The organism is Flavobacterium gyeonganense (assembly GCF_029625295.1).
GTDB classification, from domain to species: domain Bacteria; phylum Bacteroidota; class Bacteroidia; order Flavobacteriales; family Flavobacteriaceae; genus Flavobacterium; species Flavobacterium gyeonganense.
Window position 1 is genome coordinate 1,213,744 of sequence record NZ_CP121112.1, and the last position, 14,479, is coordinate 1,228,222.

Annotated in this window: 14 protein-coding genes; 4 read left to right on the forward strand and 10 right to left on the reverse strand. The window is 33.5% G+C overall.

Translation table 11 applies throughout. The features are described from left to right. Positions 1–8 precede the first annotated feature (8 nt). The gene (lpxK, locus tag P5P89_RS05200) at positions 9–1,019 is read right to left on the reverse strand and encodes a tetraacyldisaccharide 4'-kinase (protein ID WP_278011034.1); all 1,011 of its coding nucleotides are present in this window, start codon (positions 1,017–1,019) and stop codon (positions 9–11) included. A 64-nt stretch (positions 1,020–1,083) separates the two neighbouring features. Between lpxK and P5P89_RS05205 the strand changes: the two genes are divergently transcribed. From P5P89_RS05205 to rluF, 4 genes are all read left to right on the forward strand, one after another. Next, on the forward strand, positions 1,084–2,178 hold the full coding sequence (locus P5P89_RS05205) for a Nif3-like dinuclear metal center hexameric protein (protein ID WP_278011035.1): 1,095 nt from the start codon (positions 1,084–1,086) through the stop codon (positions 2,176–2,178). Positions 2,179–2,181: 3 nt separating this feature from the next. Continuing rightward, entirely contained in the window at positions 2,182–2,961 is a 780-nt protein-coding gene (locus tag P5P89_RS05210) for a zinc ribbon domain-containing protein (RefSeq protein WP_223679829.1), read from the forward strand. Between the two features lie 55 nt (positions 2,962–3,016). After that, positions 3,017–3,874 carry an alpha/beta fold hydrolase gene (locus tag P5P89_RS05215; protein ID WP_278011036.1) on the forward strand — a complete coding sequence of 286 codons (858 nt, stop codon included), beginning with the start codon at positions 3,017–3,019 and terminating at the stop codon, positions 3,872–3,874. A gap of 177 nt (positions 3,875–4,051) precedes the next feature. Further along, positions 4,052–4,864, forward strand: a complete 813-nt coding sequence (gene rluF, locus P5P89_RS05220) for a 23S rRNA pseudouridine(2604) synthase RluF (protein WP_278011037.1) — start codon at positions 4,052–4,054, stop codon at positions 4,862–4,864. A 72-nt stretch (positions 4,865–4,936) separates the two neighbouring features. On the opposite strand, the gene P5P89_RS05225 is transcribed toward rluF, so the two are convergent. The 9 genes from P5P89_RS05225 to ffh form a co-directional block, all read right to left on the reverse strand. After that, on the reverse strand, positions 4,937–5,683 hold the full coding sequence (locus P5P89_RS05225; RefSeq protein ID WP_278011038.1) for a LytR/AlgR family response regulator transcription factor: 747 nt from the start codon (positions 5,681–5,683) through the stop codon (positions 4,937–4,939). Continuing rightward, complete coding sequence (locus tag P5P89_RS05230; RefSeq protein ID WP_278011039.1) at positions 5,676–7,142, reverse strand: tetratricopeptide repeat-containing sensor histidine kinase; 1,467 nt, start codon at positions 7,140–7,142, stop codon at positions 5,676–5,678. Before P5P89_RS05230 ends, P5P89_RS05225 begins: the two co-directional genes overlap by 8 nt. A gap of 294 nt (positions 7,143–7,436) precedes the next feature. Further along, positions 7,437–7,913 (reverse strand): hypothetical protein, encoded by a 477-nt coding sequence (locus P5P89_RS05235; RefSeq protein WP_278011040.1) that lies wholly within the window; start codon positions 7,911–7,913, stop codon positions 7,437–7,439. Between the two features lie 246 nt (positions 7,914–8,159). Further along, the gene (locus P5P89_RS05240) at positions 8,160–9,542 is read right to left on the reverse strand and encodes a DUF4153 domain-containing protein (RefSeq protein ID WP_278011041.1); all 1,383 of its coding nucleotides are present in this window, start codon (positions 9,540–9,542) and stop codon (positions 8,160–8,162) included. Between the two features lie 144 nt (positions 9,543–9,686). Beyond that, positions 9,687–9,977, reverse strand: a complete 291-nt coding sequence (locus tag P5P89_RS05245; protein WP_278011042.1) for a winged helix-turn-helix domain-containing protein — start codon at positions 9,975–9,977, stop codon at positions 9,687–9,689. Between the two features lie 4 nt (positions 9,978–9,981). Beyond that, positions 9,982–10,596 carry a hypothetical protein gene (locus P5P89_RS05250; protein WP_278011043.1) on the reverse strand — a complete coding sequence of 205 codons (615 nt, stop codon included), beginning with the start codon at positions 10,594–10,596 and terminating at the stop codon, positions 9,982–9,984. A 301-nt stretch (positions 10,597–10,897) separates the two neighbouring features. Next, the gene (locus tag P5P89_RS05255) at positions 10,898–11,824 is read right to left on the reverse strand and encodes a magnesium transporter CorA family protein (RefSeq protein ID WP_278011044.1); all 927 of its coding nucleotides are present in this window, start codon (positions 11,822–11,824) and stop codon (positions 10,898–10,900) included. 219 nt (positions 11,825–12,043) lie between these two features. Beyond that, the gene (locus P5P89_RS05260; RefSeq protein WP_278011045.1) at positions 12,044–12,925 is read right to left on the reverse strand and encodes a bifunctional 5,10-methylenetetrahydrofolate dehydrogenase/5,10-methenyltetrahydrofolate cyclohydrolase; all 882 of its coding nucleotides are present in this window, start codon (positions 12,923–12,925) and stop codon (positions 12,044–12,046) included. 127 nt (positions 12,926–13,052) lie between these two features. Next, positions 13,053–14,405 (reverse strand): signal recognition particle protein, encoded by a 1,353-nt coding sequence (gene ffh, locus P5P89_RS05265; RefSeq protein ID WP_278011046.1) that lies wholly within the window; start codon positions 14,403–14,405, stop codon positions 13,053–13,055. Between the last annotated feature and the right edge of the window lie 74 nt (positions 14,406–14,479).

Here is a 14,479-nt window from a genome sequence, read left to right on the forward strand (position 1 = left end):
TTCTGAAATCAACTTTTCACATAATTCAAAATAGTAGCGTCAAAATTTTGCTGATGATTGACAAAAGTACTTTTTATAGGCAAATAATACAATTTAGAAATCATCCGGACCTCTTTCAACCGAACGTAATCTTTTTCAGTTGTAATGATTTTTTTGCCTTGAGCCTTATTCTGAATTTCATTTAAGTCTGTTTCAGAAAAATGATGATGATCAGGAAAAATCAAGCATTCATCATTTTCGGTTTTTAGAAAATCAAAAAATGGTTTCGGTTTTGCAATTCCGGCTAAAAGCACTTTTGATTCTGATTTTATTTCGGTTACAGCTATTTTGTCTTCTATATTATAAATTGCATCATCATATTCTATAAAAGTAAAATAAAGTTGTTGTGAGCAATTTAACTTTAATTTTAAACGGATTTCTTCCTGCTTTACATCAGACAGGTTTTTAGGACACTTTGTAACGATAACAATATTGGCTCTCCTGGCTCCACTCCTGCTCTCACGTAAATTTCCAGTTGGCAGTATAAAATCATCTGCATACAGATCATCAAATGCAGTTAATAAAATATAAAACCCGGCTTTTACTTTTCGGTGCTGATAAGCATCATCCAGTAAAATTATTTCCGGTTTGCTTTTCTGTAAAAGTAATTGTACAATTCCATTAGTACGATTAGCATCTACCGCCACCTGAATATTAGGGAATTTTTGATAAAATTGAAAAGGTTCATCACCCAGAATTTCAGCATTTGAAGTTGAATTGGCCAAAATAAAACCTTCCGATTTTCTTTTGTAACCACGGCTTAAAGTAGCCACTTTGTATTGATTAGATAACAATCTGATCAAATATTCGATTTGAGGCGTTTTACCGGTTCCACCTACACTTAAATTACCAACTGCTATAACCGGAAGATCAAATGAAGTAGATTTCAGGATTCCTTTGTCAAAAAGAAAATTACGGATCGAAGTAATAAATCCGTATAAAACAGCAAATGGAAAAAGTATTTTTCGAAGTAAGTTCATTTTACGAAAGTATAATTTTTTTCGTTAATTTGTTTCAGATTTAGGTTTCAACAAAAAACTGAACATGAAAATAAAAGAAATAATCGCTATACTCGAAGAAATGGCTCCTTTGGCTTATGCCGAGGATTTTGACAACGTTGGACTTTTAGTGGGCGATACAGAAACAGAAAGTTCCGGAGTTCTGGTTTGTCACGATACTTTAGAATATGTAATTGAAGAAGCTATTACCAAAAACTGCAATCTGGTGGTTTGTTTTCATCCGATATTATTCTCCGGAATCAAAAAAATCACAGGCAAAAACTATGTAGAACGTGCGATTTTAAAAGCTATCAAAAATGATGTTGCTATTTATGCTGTTCACACCGCTTTAGACAATCATTCTCAGGGAGTAAACAAAATATTTTGTGATGCTTTAGGCCTAACCAATAGAAAGGTTTTGGTTCCAAAGCAGAATTTCATCCAAAAATTAGTTACTTACACCACCTCTGACAATTCAGACAAAGTTAGGAACGCATTGTTTGAAGCAGGTGCAGGTAAAATTGGAAATTATGACAACTGCAGTTTCAATTCTGAAGGCTTTTTTACGTTTCAGGGAAATGAAGATAGCAATCCCGTAATTGGAGAAAAAGGAAAATTACATACCGGAACAGAAACAAAAATTGAAGTTATTTTCGAAAAACATTTACAATCGGGAATTTTGAAAGCCCTTTTTTCAAATCACATTTATGAAGAAGCAGCGTATGAAATTTATAATTTACAAAATTCGCATCAAAATATAGGCTTAGGTATGATTGGCGAACTGGAATCTGAAATGGATGAAAAAGATTTTCTTCACTTCGTAAAAGATAAAATGATTGCCAATGGAATCCGACATTCAGCCTTCACAGGAAAAAAAATAAAGAAAGTTGCCGTTTTAGGAGGCTCAGGAAGTTTTGCCATAAAAAATGCAATTCAGTCTGGGGCAGATGCTTTTTTAACTGCTGATTTAAAATACCATCAGTTTTATGAAGCCGAAAACAAATTACTTTTGGCCGATATTGGTCATTTTGAGAGTGAACGCTATACAAAAAATTATATTGTTGATTATCTTAGAAAAAAAATCCTTAATTTTGCCATCATTTTATCAGAAGAAAATACAAATCCAGTTAAGTACTTATAGAATATGACGAATACGAAAGAATTAAGTGTTGAGGACAAGTTAAGAGCAATATACGATTTACAGCTTATTGACTCGAGAATTGACGAAATCAGAAACGTAAGAGGGGAACTTCCATTAGAAGTTGAAGATTTAGAAGATGAAGTTGCGGGTCTGAGCACTCGTTCAGAGAAACTAAAAGGTGAACTTGAAGTGGTTGAAGAGCAAATCAAAGCAAAGAAAAATGCAATTGAAGAGCACAAAGAAGTTATTAAAAAGTACACAAAACAACAAGAATCAGTTCGTAATAACAGAGAATTTAATTCTTTGACAAAAGAAGTTGAATTTCAGGAATTAGAAATTCAATTGGCTGAAAAACAAATAAAAGAGATGAAAGCTTCTATCGAACATAAGAAAGAAGTTATTTCAAATCTAAAAGAAAAATTAGAAGCTAAAAGTTCACACTTAAAACATAAAAAATCTGAGTTAGATGCTATTATGGCTGAGACTCAAAAAGAAGAAATCTTCTTAACTGAGAAATCTGCTGAGTATGCTGCCCAAATCGAAGAGAGATTATTGGCGGCTTACAACAGAATCAGAAGCAGTGTACGTAACGGATTAGCTGTAGTATCTATTGAAAGAGGAGCTTCTGCAGGGTCATTTTTCACAATTCCGCCACAAACTCAGGTAGAAATTGCTTCAAGAAAGAAAATCATCACCGATGAGCATTCAGGAAGAATCTTAGTTGACAGCGCACTTGCTGACGAAGAGAGAGAAAAAATGGAACAATTGTTCGCTAAAATCTAAATAAAATTGTCCCGATCAACATCGGGACTTTTTTTTACCATAAAATTTAATGGTCTTGGGACTTAAAAAAGGAATTCGTTTTATTACATTAAAATTGGTTGGACAATACATTAACTTCCTTAGTTACATCCGTCCGCAAAAAGCTGTCGAACTTTCATATGCACTTTTCAGTCAGCCGCGAGATGGAAGATTACTAAAAGAAAAATTGCCTAAAATTCTGAAGAATACAGAAACTGAAACCTTTCAACACAATGAACACCATTTTCAAATCTATATCTGGAAAGGAAACGAAACCAAAATCCTTTTGGTTCATGGTTGGGAAAGCAATTCTTCACGCTGGAAAAAAACACTTCCGCATCTACAAAAGTCAGGAAGCTCCATTATCGCGCTTGATGCCCCGGCACACGGACAAAGCAGCGGTAAGGAATTTAATGTTCCGCTATATGCCGAGTTCATCAATAAAACGGTAGAAAAATACCAGCCAGACATTATAATTGGGCACTCTATTGGCGGCGCAGCCTGCGTTTACCATCAGTATTTGTTTCCGAATACCAGTATAAATAAAATGGTCATTTTGGGAGCTCCATCAGATTTAAAAACACTGATTGACAATTATGTATCGATGCTGAGTTTAAACAACAGAATGTTTACACTATTGGAAAATCGCTTTTTAACGCATTTCAATTTTAAACTCGAAGATTTCTCCGGACAAAAATTTGCTTCTCAATTTAATATTCCGGGTTTAATTGCGCATGACACAACAGATAAAATTGTTGCTTTTGAAGAAGGTAAAAAAATCGCTAGCAACTGGAAAAACTGTCAGTTCATCGAAACCAAAGGTTTAGGCCATGGTATGCACGATGATAAACTATACCAAAAAGTGATTGATTTTTTATTTGAATCGAAACAATAGACTTTTTTCACCAACAGCTTTTGCTCTTTCTCCTTTATTCCCTAATAAAAAAGATAACAAAAAGCTTTATTTTTTTAAATTGGGTATATCGCTTCAATTGGGGCTATGAATAAGCAATTGTAATTTTTTGGTTATCATTTAACCTCATCTAATCCTCAAAATCTGTATTTTTGTAACATGGAAGAAAATCTAAAACGTCTTAATAAATTTATTGGGGAAACCGGTTATTGTTCACGCCGCGAAGCAGATAAACTCATCGAAGAAGGCCGTGTAACCATCAATGGTTCCGTGCCTGAAATGGGAACCAAGGTTTCACCTGATGACGAAGTGCGTATAGATGGGAAATTAATCGTCGAAAAACACGAAAAAATGATTTATCTGGCTTTCAACAAACCTGTTGGAATAGAATGCACAACTAATCTTGAAGTCAAAAACAATATTGTCGATTATATCAATTACCCAAAGCGTATTTTTCCAATAGGAAGATTGGACAAAGCCAGTGAAGGACTGATTTTCATGACCAATGACGGCGATATCGTAAACAAGATTTTACGTGCCCGAAACAATCATGAAAAAGAATATACTGTAACCGTAAATAAACCCATAACGGACCGTTTTATACAACGTATGGGAAACGGTGTTCCCATTTTAGATACTGTTACCAAAAAATGCAAGGTCGAGCAAATCAGTAAATACACTTTCAAAATCATTCTGACGCAAGGTTTAAACCGTCAGATTCGAAGAATGTCCGAGTATTTAGGTTATGAAGTTACAGCACTAAAACGAATTCGGATTATCAATATTTCATTAGATGTCCCTGTTGGACGCTACAGAGATTTAACAGATGCTGAAATCAAAGAATTAAATCAGCTGATTGAACCATCAAGTAAAACTGAAGAAGCTAGTTTCCCTAAACCGGAAGCTCCCAAAAGAAGAACAGAATTTATTTCAAAACACGATCCCCGATTTAAAAAAAGAGGTGATTATTGATTCTTATAAACTAAAAAATCCTTCAGATGCTGAAGGATTTTTTACTTAAATAATTTCTGCGAAACTAAATGATTACTTCAAAATACGGAAGTTTTTCACAAAGTCTTTATACTTATCGCTAAGGGTTATTTTGTGGTTTCCTTTTAAAATGATCAAATTATCATTTACATTTATTTGTTCAATTTTACTGAGATTCACTATATAATTGCGATGCGTCTGGCAAAATTTCGCCGCATCGAGTAACTGAATAATTTTTGTTAAGGATATTAAAATAACAAATTTCTCTGCATCAGTAATGATATTGCAATAACGGTCTTCAACTTCTATGTACAAAATATCCTTGATTTGAACTTTCTTTAAAACCTTATTTTTTTTGATAAAAAGAGAATCCCTGCTTACAACCGTATTTTGATCTTCACTATGAAAAACATTGGTTTGCTCATAAAATTTCTCAACAGCCATTTCCAGTGCATACAAAATTTCAAGTTCATTAAAAGGTTTTAATAAGAAGCTAAAAGGTTTAGTCAATTTAGCCCTCTCAAAAATCTGACGGTCTTTTGAACTGGTTAAAAAAACAAATGGTTTTTGTCCGTCGGGCACTATATTGATCGTTTCTGCAAAAGTAATTCCGTCTGGTTTTCCGTCTAAAAAAACATCAATTACCACAATGTCGATTGTGTTTTGGTAAAAGAGTGTTAGTGCCTCCTGATGCGTTCTGGCAATGCCTACAACATTATAATTATTATCAGTAAGTACTTTTACAAGTGCATCACTTTCGGCTGTTGTATCTTCGACAATAAGTACATTTATATTATCCATGGTTTTTAAACTTTGGTAATGCTATGATAACCCTGGTTCCAACATTTTCTTCACTCTCTATATCGAGTTTTCCTTCGTTTTTACGAATCAGGCTTTTGCACAACTGCATTCCTAACCCGGTTCCTATGATATCATCGTTTTGCTTTTTAGAAAGCAAAATGGTTTCTTTTAATAATTCTTTTCTTGTTGCTTCATTCATTCCTAACCCGGTGTCTTCGATGACCAGATAACAAAAATCTTCTGATGCAGAACGGCTGTAAATAGAAATCGTTCCGTTTTCTTTAGAGAATTTAATCGCATTGTCTAAAAAGTTCCGAATGATGATTTTGAGCGAATCCAGATCAGCAAATACGTAGTCTGAAGCTGAAACATTACTTTTAAAATCAATATTTTTATTCAACATCAAAGGTTTGTAATTGTACTCTACATGCTGCACTATCGAAGTCAGATGCAATGATTCCCTGTAAAAATACCCCTGCTGGGTTTGCAATAAAGCCCAATTTAGCAGGTTGTCTAATAAATTATATGCACCACTTGCAATTGAACTGTTTTTATGGAGTAAAACATCGAGCTCCGTATAGTTTTTACTTTCCAGATTGTCCAGAAGTTTACTATTACTCACTTTCAGAGCATTTACAGAAGAACGCAAATCATGACTAACGATTGAGAACAATTTATCTTTTGTAGCATTAAGCTCATCCAATTCATTTTTCTGCGCTAAGATTATTTTATTGCTTCTGATTTTCTGCCTGTAAAAATAAACTCCGGTACCCAACAGTACAAACAATAAAACCGAAGAAATGAGAAACCCATTTCTTTCGGCTATTTTTGCTTTATTCTCTGCAGCGAGAACGTTGACTTCTTTTTGTTTTTGTTTTATGGCAAATTTCTTTTCGAGATCAGCAATCGCCCAGACTTTGTTTTGATCGTTTAAGGAGTCTTTCCAGGCTTCATATTCTTTTCTGTAAGTTAATGCTAACGGAAAGTTTTTTCTGTTTTCCTCTACTACTGCCATGTTTTTGGCTGTCATTCTTTTTAAATCGAATGATTTTACTTTTTTGGACAAGCCATAAGCTTTTTCAAAATAAGGAATTGCCTGAATGTCTTTATATTGTGTATAATACAAATTTGCAATATTCATATAAGAACGTATAAGCATTAAACTATCCTTTTCAATCTCTTGTAATTCGACTCCTTTAAACAAATACCTTTCTGCATCATCAAATTTTCCAATATGTAAATAACACAATCCTATATTATTGATAACAGTACTTTTTTTAAAATCATACAGATCTTCACTAAGTTTTTCGATAGAATTAAAATGTAATAATGCAATTTCAAATTCATTTTGTTCTAAGGCAATTTCACCAAGTAAAAAATTGACTTTATAGTTAAATCTAAAATTAGAAGAAATTAAATTAAATTCTTTTTTTGCTTCTTTAAAAATTTTTTTCTCCAAGAAACTAATTGCTCTAAAATAATGACAATAATTTTGTAACTCAGGAGCTTTTTTACTACTAAGCTGCTTTATTGAATAAACTAATGTTGAATCCCAATTCTTTTCAAAAAAGAAATGTTGCGCTTTGTTAAAATTAACTTCATGATTATATTTTAAAACTTTCTTTTTTATTTCAAATTTGAGTAAACTATCTACGAGTTTCTCTTGTGAAAAAATAAAAAAAGGAGTTAACAAAAAAGATAACGCAAAAAAAAACATTTTTAATCATTGTTCAATGCTATATTTACATTCACTCTAAGTTCTTTCCACAGCAGTTTCTGTCCCTCGTGAAGTCTCCGGATCTATATCCCAAAGAAAAGTCTGGATTATTTCAATACTCTTAAATGCATCTTCTCCATAAGGATCTTTTTCTGCTTTAAAGCTTATTTCATAAACATCAAAGTCTGTACTTATCGCATCATCTATATCATAAGTGATAAAAAACTGCAACTGGCGCTTTCCATCAAGATCTACATACCAATTTTGATAAATCATAAATTCTAATTTATCGCCATTTAGTTGCGTATTGGTTGACACTAAAAAGACTGCTCTAACCTGAAGTGTATCAGCATCTGTAAAAGTTGCCTGCACTATAGGAGAAAAAGGAATTTGTGATTTGTTTTCAGGAAAGCTTATAGGCTTTTGGGTTAATCTACTCTTAGTTGCTTTTTTAATACACTTACCTGGTGGAAAGATTTTTGAAGTTGGTGAATAAAGGGTAGTTTTTTCCATAATAAATAATTTTAGGGGGTTAGGTTAATAATATTTAATTTACAACGAAACATTGCTAAATAAGACTTTTTGTCTTACAAAATCAGCAAATTTCAAAAATCAAATATAACAAAGTATTTCTTAATAACTTTTATTTACCTGTTCATTCAACGTTATTATTTGCTTTTTGTCAATAAAAAATCACTCATAAAAATAATTTACAAAAAAATTCTACCTTTTATCAGGTAGGACTTTTGTAGTTTTTAATTATTTTTTCAAAAAAGTATAATACAGCGGTTTAGATAAAAAAGATTTTTCCTGATAAGAATGAATCTCGTATTCTCTTACTGTTTCTTTTAGCTTACCATTTAAATTATGCTGCAAAAAATATTCCCTCCTTGATTCATCATTAAAATTGAGATCGCTTAAAAATATCGGCTCTACTCCTTTATTAACTGATATATTGTAATTCGTAATCAGGTTTCCCCAATTGACAAAACTGCACAACAATAACAAACCATAGCAATACCAAACCATTTGGTTAAAAAGGTATGCATTGGTTTTTTGTCTGGCAATCTTTAAAAATGCATACACCAAACCAATTGTCACTAAAATCAGAAACGCATATACTCCTAAACGCTTATATGTTAATCCGAAAAAAGACACGTATTCTGAATTTTTGATTATGGCACTTACAATTAAAACGCCGTTTAATAAAATCCATATTTTAGCTAATTTTTTAAGCATTGTGGCTTTCGCATCAAAATTAAAACCTCCCTTAAAATAAAATAAGATTACACCAACAGCCATAAGAATTGAGAAAATGACAGCATTTACCCTCTCATGTGTATCTGAGCTCAGATTTGTTTTTTCGACAGCTTCAAAAAACTGCTCATAATTATAAGTTGCAATAAAAATAAGCAGCAATACATTTAAAAGGGCCAAAGTAATTTCGCCGCTTTTTCTTTCAAAATCAATATCAAGAAATGAAAAAGAACTTTGGTTTTGATTTCTGACCTCATCTTTAAAGTCATTATCCAAAAGCTGATTTTTTTCATAACAAATTTCAGGAATCCAGTAATTCCAGAAATTGAATGAGATATAAAATCCTAGACCGCTAATCACTATAAGCTGCCAGATGTCAATATCTAACTCATAATCTGTAAACAGAGATGAAAAATGGTTGCTTCCAAATGAATACACGATAAAAAACAATCCCAAAAACAGGGCCGGAATAATAAAATAAGCTATCATTTTTTTTGCAAAACCGTTGTTTACCTTTCTTTTGGGAAAATATTGACTAAACATGAATATGCGTCCTAATGAAGCTACTCCATTTACGAATATTAACGGAAACAACTGCAACATTTTAAGTTTAGGTTCCTGTATTTTGAATTGCAAAAAAACAATCGATAAGGCCAAAGCCCAAAATGAAGCAAAATCACCATACCAGGCAAAAGCATAACAAGAGAGGATAGTAGTTATTACCAAAACAAGATGTGATCTGTGAGTAAACCGATCCTGAAAGAAATAACAAATCAATGCTGTTAATCCTAAGCCAAAAAGTCCGAGGTTCACACCTAACTCCTGTTTGTAAAAAAGCAGCGTAAACAGTAAGCTGCTGACTAAAATAAAATGTAGTTTTTTCATATTTGTAGAATTTATTTATTAGTGGTCAAATATGTTAGCGCGATTATCAATTGTTTTTTTATGCACATTTATAAAGCGACTCCATATTCTCTTTATTAAAAAGTACTTTGCATTTCAAAGTTATTAAGGAAAAAAATTTAGTTCTTAATTTTTCATTAATTTTTCAAGATAAGATAAGTGCTCTTTGAAGGCAGCACGCCCCAATGGAGTAACCTGATAGGATGTTTTTGGCTTTTTACCAACGAATTCTTTTTTGACTTCAATATATTCTGCTTTTTCTAATGCTGAGGAATGACTCGCTAAATTTCCGTCTGTGATATTCAGTATGGTTTTCATCTCAGTAAAATCAACCCAATCATTCACCATCAGAACGGACATTATACCCAGTCTGACACGGCTTTCAAAATCTTTATTTAGCTTATCAATGATTCCCATTGGTTTATTTATATTTTTTGAACATTACTAATCCGTACAAGATATGTAAAATACCAAAACCAAATATCCAAAAAAGCAATCCGTAACCTATATAAAAAAGAGAAATGCATCCCAAAATCAGTTCTGAAAAACCTAAATATTTTACATCTGAAAAAGTATATTTTTCGGCATTTATAACTGCAAGTCCGTAAAAAATTAAAGTTGAGGGCGCCACAAGACCAAAATATCCGTGGTATACTAAAGCCAGACAAAATATTCCACCGGCTAGAAGCGGAACCGAAAGATTAAACAGCATTTTTTTTGTCGCAGATGTCCAGATAGGTAAATTATATTTTCGGCTTTTTCTTATGGTAAAAAAAGTTCCGAATGTAAATGCGCAAATTAAAATTATAATTGCTATCCAAAATAGTTCTGAAACAAGATTGGTCGAATATAACCTGTGATCGTCATTTAAATAATCCATCCCGTTGGATTTAAATAACTCATACACGTACAATCCTCCTATCAAAGCTGATAAACCTGCAAAGACTCCTGAGAGTCCGCTTAGGGATATAAATCTTGAAGAACGTTCCATCATAGAACGAATGTGTGCTAAATCTTCCTGGTGCTGCTGGTTCATAACTAAAGTACTTTGTGTTGCAAAGTTATTATTTATTTTGGATTGACAAACTAAAAATACTTTTTATTTTAATCTTTAAAACTATCTCTTTAAGAAATTAACGAGAATAATGACCTTACGAGGTCGCGTGAGGGATAGAAATAAGCTACCGAAGTAGCATGGATAGCCCGACCGTATTTGTGAAAGGCGCACATAATCGGAATGTGACATAGCGCATTTTGCAAATACGGTCACGCCCAATATATAAACAAAAAAGGCCTGTTCAGACAAACAGACCTTTAAACTTTAATTATTTATTGATTTAAAACCATCTTCTTCTTTTAAACAAGAAGACTCCAAATGTTGATAACAATATTGAAACAAAAAGCAGAATCCAGATTCCGTATTTACTTTCTTCCAGGCCGTTTGGCACATTCATTCCGTATAAACTGGCAATCAGCGTGGGAATCATAAGAATGATTGAAATTGAAGTCATCTGCTTCATGATGTTGTTCATATTATTGGAGATTACGGAGGCATAGGCATCCATCATTCCGGTGAGAATATTGCTGTAAATATTGGCTGTATCCAGCGCCTGACTCAATTCGATTTCTACATCTTCCAGTAACTCTAAATCATAATTTAATTTATGTGCTTTTAGATTTTTAATACGCTGAAATAAGACGTCGTTGGCTTTTAGTGATGTTATAAAGAACACCAAACACTTTTCAATCTGAAGCAAAGCCTGCAGCTCTTCATTTTTGATTGATTTTTCTAAATTATCTTCTGCCAATTTTATTTTCTGGTTGACTTGTTTCAAATATTTCAGATACCATACGCTTGATGAAAGCAGCAGTCTCAAAACCAAATCTGGATTGTCTTTTATTAGTATATTTTTACGCTGTGAGTACAATACAAAATCAGCTATAATTTCTGTTTTATAAAAGGTAATCGTTACGCAAATTTCATCTTTGAAAATAACCCCAAGCGGAATGGTTTGAAAAGGTAGTTTAATATCACCACTTTTTACAGGAACACGCATAATAATAAGCGTCCAGCCATCTTCGATTTCTATACGGGGTCTTTCGTCGATATCTTCAATATCGTTGTAAAAGGCTTCAGGAATCTGAAGTTCTTTCAGCAAATATTTTTTTTCCGCTTCGGTTGGGGATTCAACATTTATCCAGCAGTTTGGAGTCCATTTGGAGATTTCTACAACTCCGTTGTTGTTTGTGTAAAAGGCTTTCATTTCAAAATACAGGTTTTAACGCAGCATTTTGAAATTTTCAAAAGCTACTTTAATTTAATACTAACGAATAATAATCGTCCATTTGGAGAAGTGTTTTTTAAGTGGTGCAAAAGTATCTTTTATTTTTTATACCGAAAACTTTAAACTATTAATTAAATATTAAAACAACAAAACCCACTCGTTTGAGTGGGTTTTAGTTATTGATACAGTATGAAATTATTATTTTCTACTTCTAATTTTTCTGGCCAAAAGTGTATTTTGAAGTAACATTGCAATAGTCATTGGTCCTACTCCACCAGGAACCGGAGTAATAAATGATGCTTTTTTACTTACTTCATCAAAATCAACATCTCCTTTAATCACATACCCTTTTGAATTTGAAGGATCGTCAACTCTGGTAATTCCAACGTCAATAATTACGACGCCATCTTTTACCATGTCTCCTTTTAAAAATTCAGGAACTCCTAAAGCCGTGATGATGATATCTGCATTTTTAGTGAACTCAGCTAAGTTTTTGGTACGGCTGTGCGTTAAAGTTACTGTTGAATCCCCAGGATTTCCTTTGCGGCTCATCAAGATGCTCATTGGACGGCCTACGATGTGGCTTCTTCCAATAACAACAGTATGTTTTCCAGCAGTTTCAACTTTATAACGCTCTAATAACTGCATAATTCCGAAAGGAGTAGCGGGAATAAAGGTTTCCATTTCTAAAGCCATTCTTCCAAAGTTTGTCGGATGAAAACCATCAACATCTTTATCCGGATCGATTGCTAAAAGAATCTTTTCCTCATCAATATGCTTTGGCAAAGGCAACTGAACAATATAGCCGTCCAGGTTTTCATCTTCATTTAATTCTTTAATTTTGGCTAATAAATCTGCTTCGGTAATATCTTCCGGCAAAGCAACTAAAGTAGAATCAAAACCAATTTGCTGGCAGGATTTTACTTTACTCCCTACATAAGTCAAACTTGCTCCGTTATTTCCAACTAATACTGCTGCTAAATGAGGTACTTTTCCTCCTGCGGCTTTTATGGATTGAACTTCGGCTGCAATTTCGTTTTTAATGTCTTCAGATGTTTTTTTACCGTCTAGTATTTGCATTTTCTTTAGTTTCAGGTTTAAAGTTTCAGGTTTCACATCAAAGCAAAATCCTATTTATTTTTATAAAAAAAGTTTCAAATTCCAGTCTCAACAACTTGAAACCTGAAACTTGAAACTTTTAATTTTATTATCTCGGCATTCCACCTGGCATACCTTTCATGCCACCCATCATTTTCATCAGGTTTTTTCCGCCTGGTCCCTGCATCATTTTCATCATCTTGCTCATTTGGTCAAACTGCTTCATTAGCTGATTCACCTGCTCAACTTTAGTTCCGGAACCTTTAGCGATTCTGGCTTTTCTTTTTACATCGATGATAGCCGGTTTACTTCTTTCACCCGGAGTCATTGAATAAATAATCGCTTCGATGTGTTTGAAAGCATCGTCTTCAATTTCTACATCCTTCATGGCTTTTGAAGCACCTGGTATCATTCCGACCAAGTCTTTCATATTACCCATCTTCTTAACCTGTTGTATCTGAGTCAGGAAGTCATCAAAACCGAATTCGTTTTTGGCGATTTTCTTTTGAAGTTTTCTGGCTTCCTCTTCATCAAATTGTTCCTGAGCTCTTTCAACAAGAGACACAACGTCTCCCATTCCTAAGATACGCTCAGCCATACGATCCGGGTAGAAAATGTCAATTGCTTCCATTTTCTCTCCTGTCCCGACAAATTTGATTGGTTTGTTTACAACCGATTTAATCGAAAGAGCAGCTCCACCACGGGTGTCACCATCTAATTTTGTCAAAATAACTCCATCAAAATTTAAGATGTCGTTGAACGCTTTTGCTGTATTTACTGCATCTTGTCCTGTCATAGAATCGACAACGAACAAGGTTTCCTGAGGCTGAATTGCTTTGTGGACACGTGCAATTTCGTCCATCATTTCCTGATCGACTGCCAAACGACCTGCTGTATCGACGATAACAACATTGAATCCGTTTGCTTTTGCGTGTTTAATTGCATTTTGGGCAATTTCTACAGGATTTTTATTTTCAGGCTCTGAGTAAACCTCAACGCCTATCTGATCCCCCACAACATGAAGCTGATTAATCGCCGCTGGACGGTAGATATCACACGCTACTAAAAGTGGTTTCTTGTTTTTCTTTGTTTTTAAGAAATTAGCTAATTTCCCTGAAAAAGTGGTCTTACCTGAACCCTGCAAACCAGACATCAGGATCACTGTTGGATTTCCGGAAAGATTTACACCTGCAACATCACCTCCCATTAATTCGGTAAGTTCGTCTTTTACTAACTTAACCAACAATTGTCCTGGCTGTAATGTAGTCAATACATCCTGGCCAATTGCTTTTTCTTTTACCCTTGCAGTAAAATCTTTGGCAATTTTAAAGTTAACATCGGCATCAAGCAATGCACGACGAACTTCTTTTAAAGTATCGGCAACGTTTACTTCTGTAATTTTACCGTGTCCTTTTAGTATATGAAACGCTTTATCTAATTTATCGCTTAAATTATCAAACATAATTTTGTTTTCTTTTATTGAAGTGCAAATATAAACTAAAGTTGCAAAGTCACAAAGATACCAACTTGTAAAAT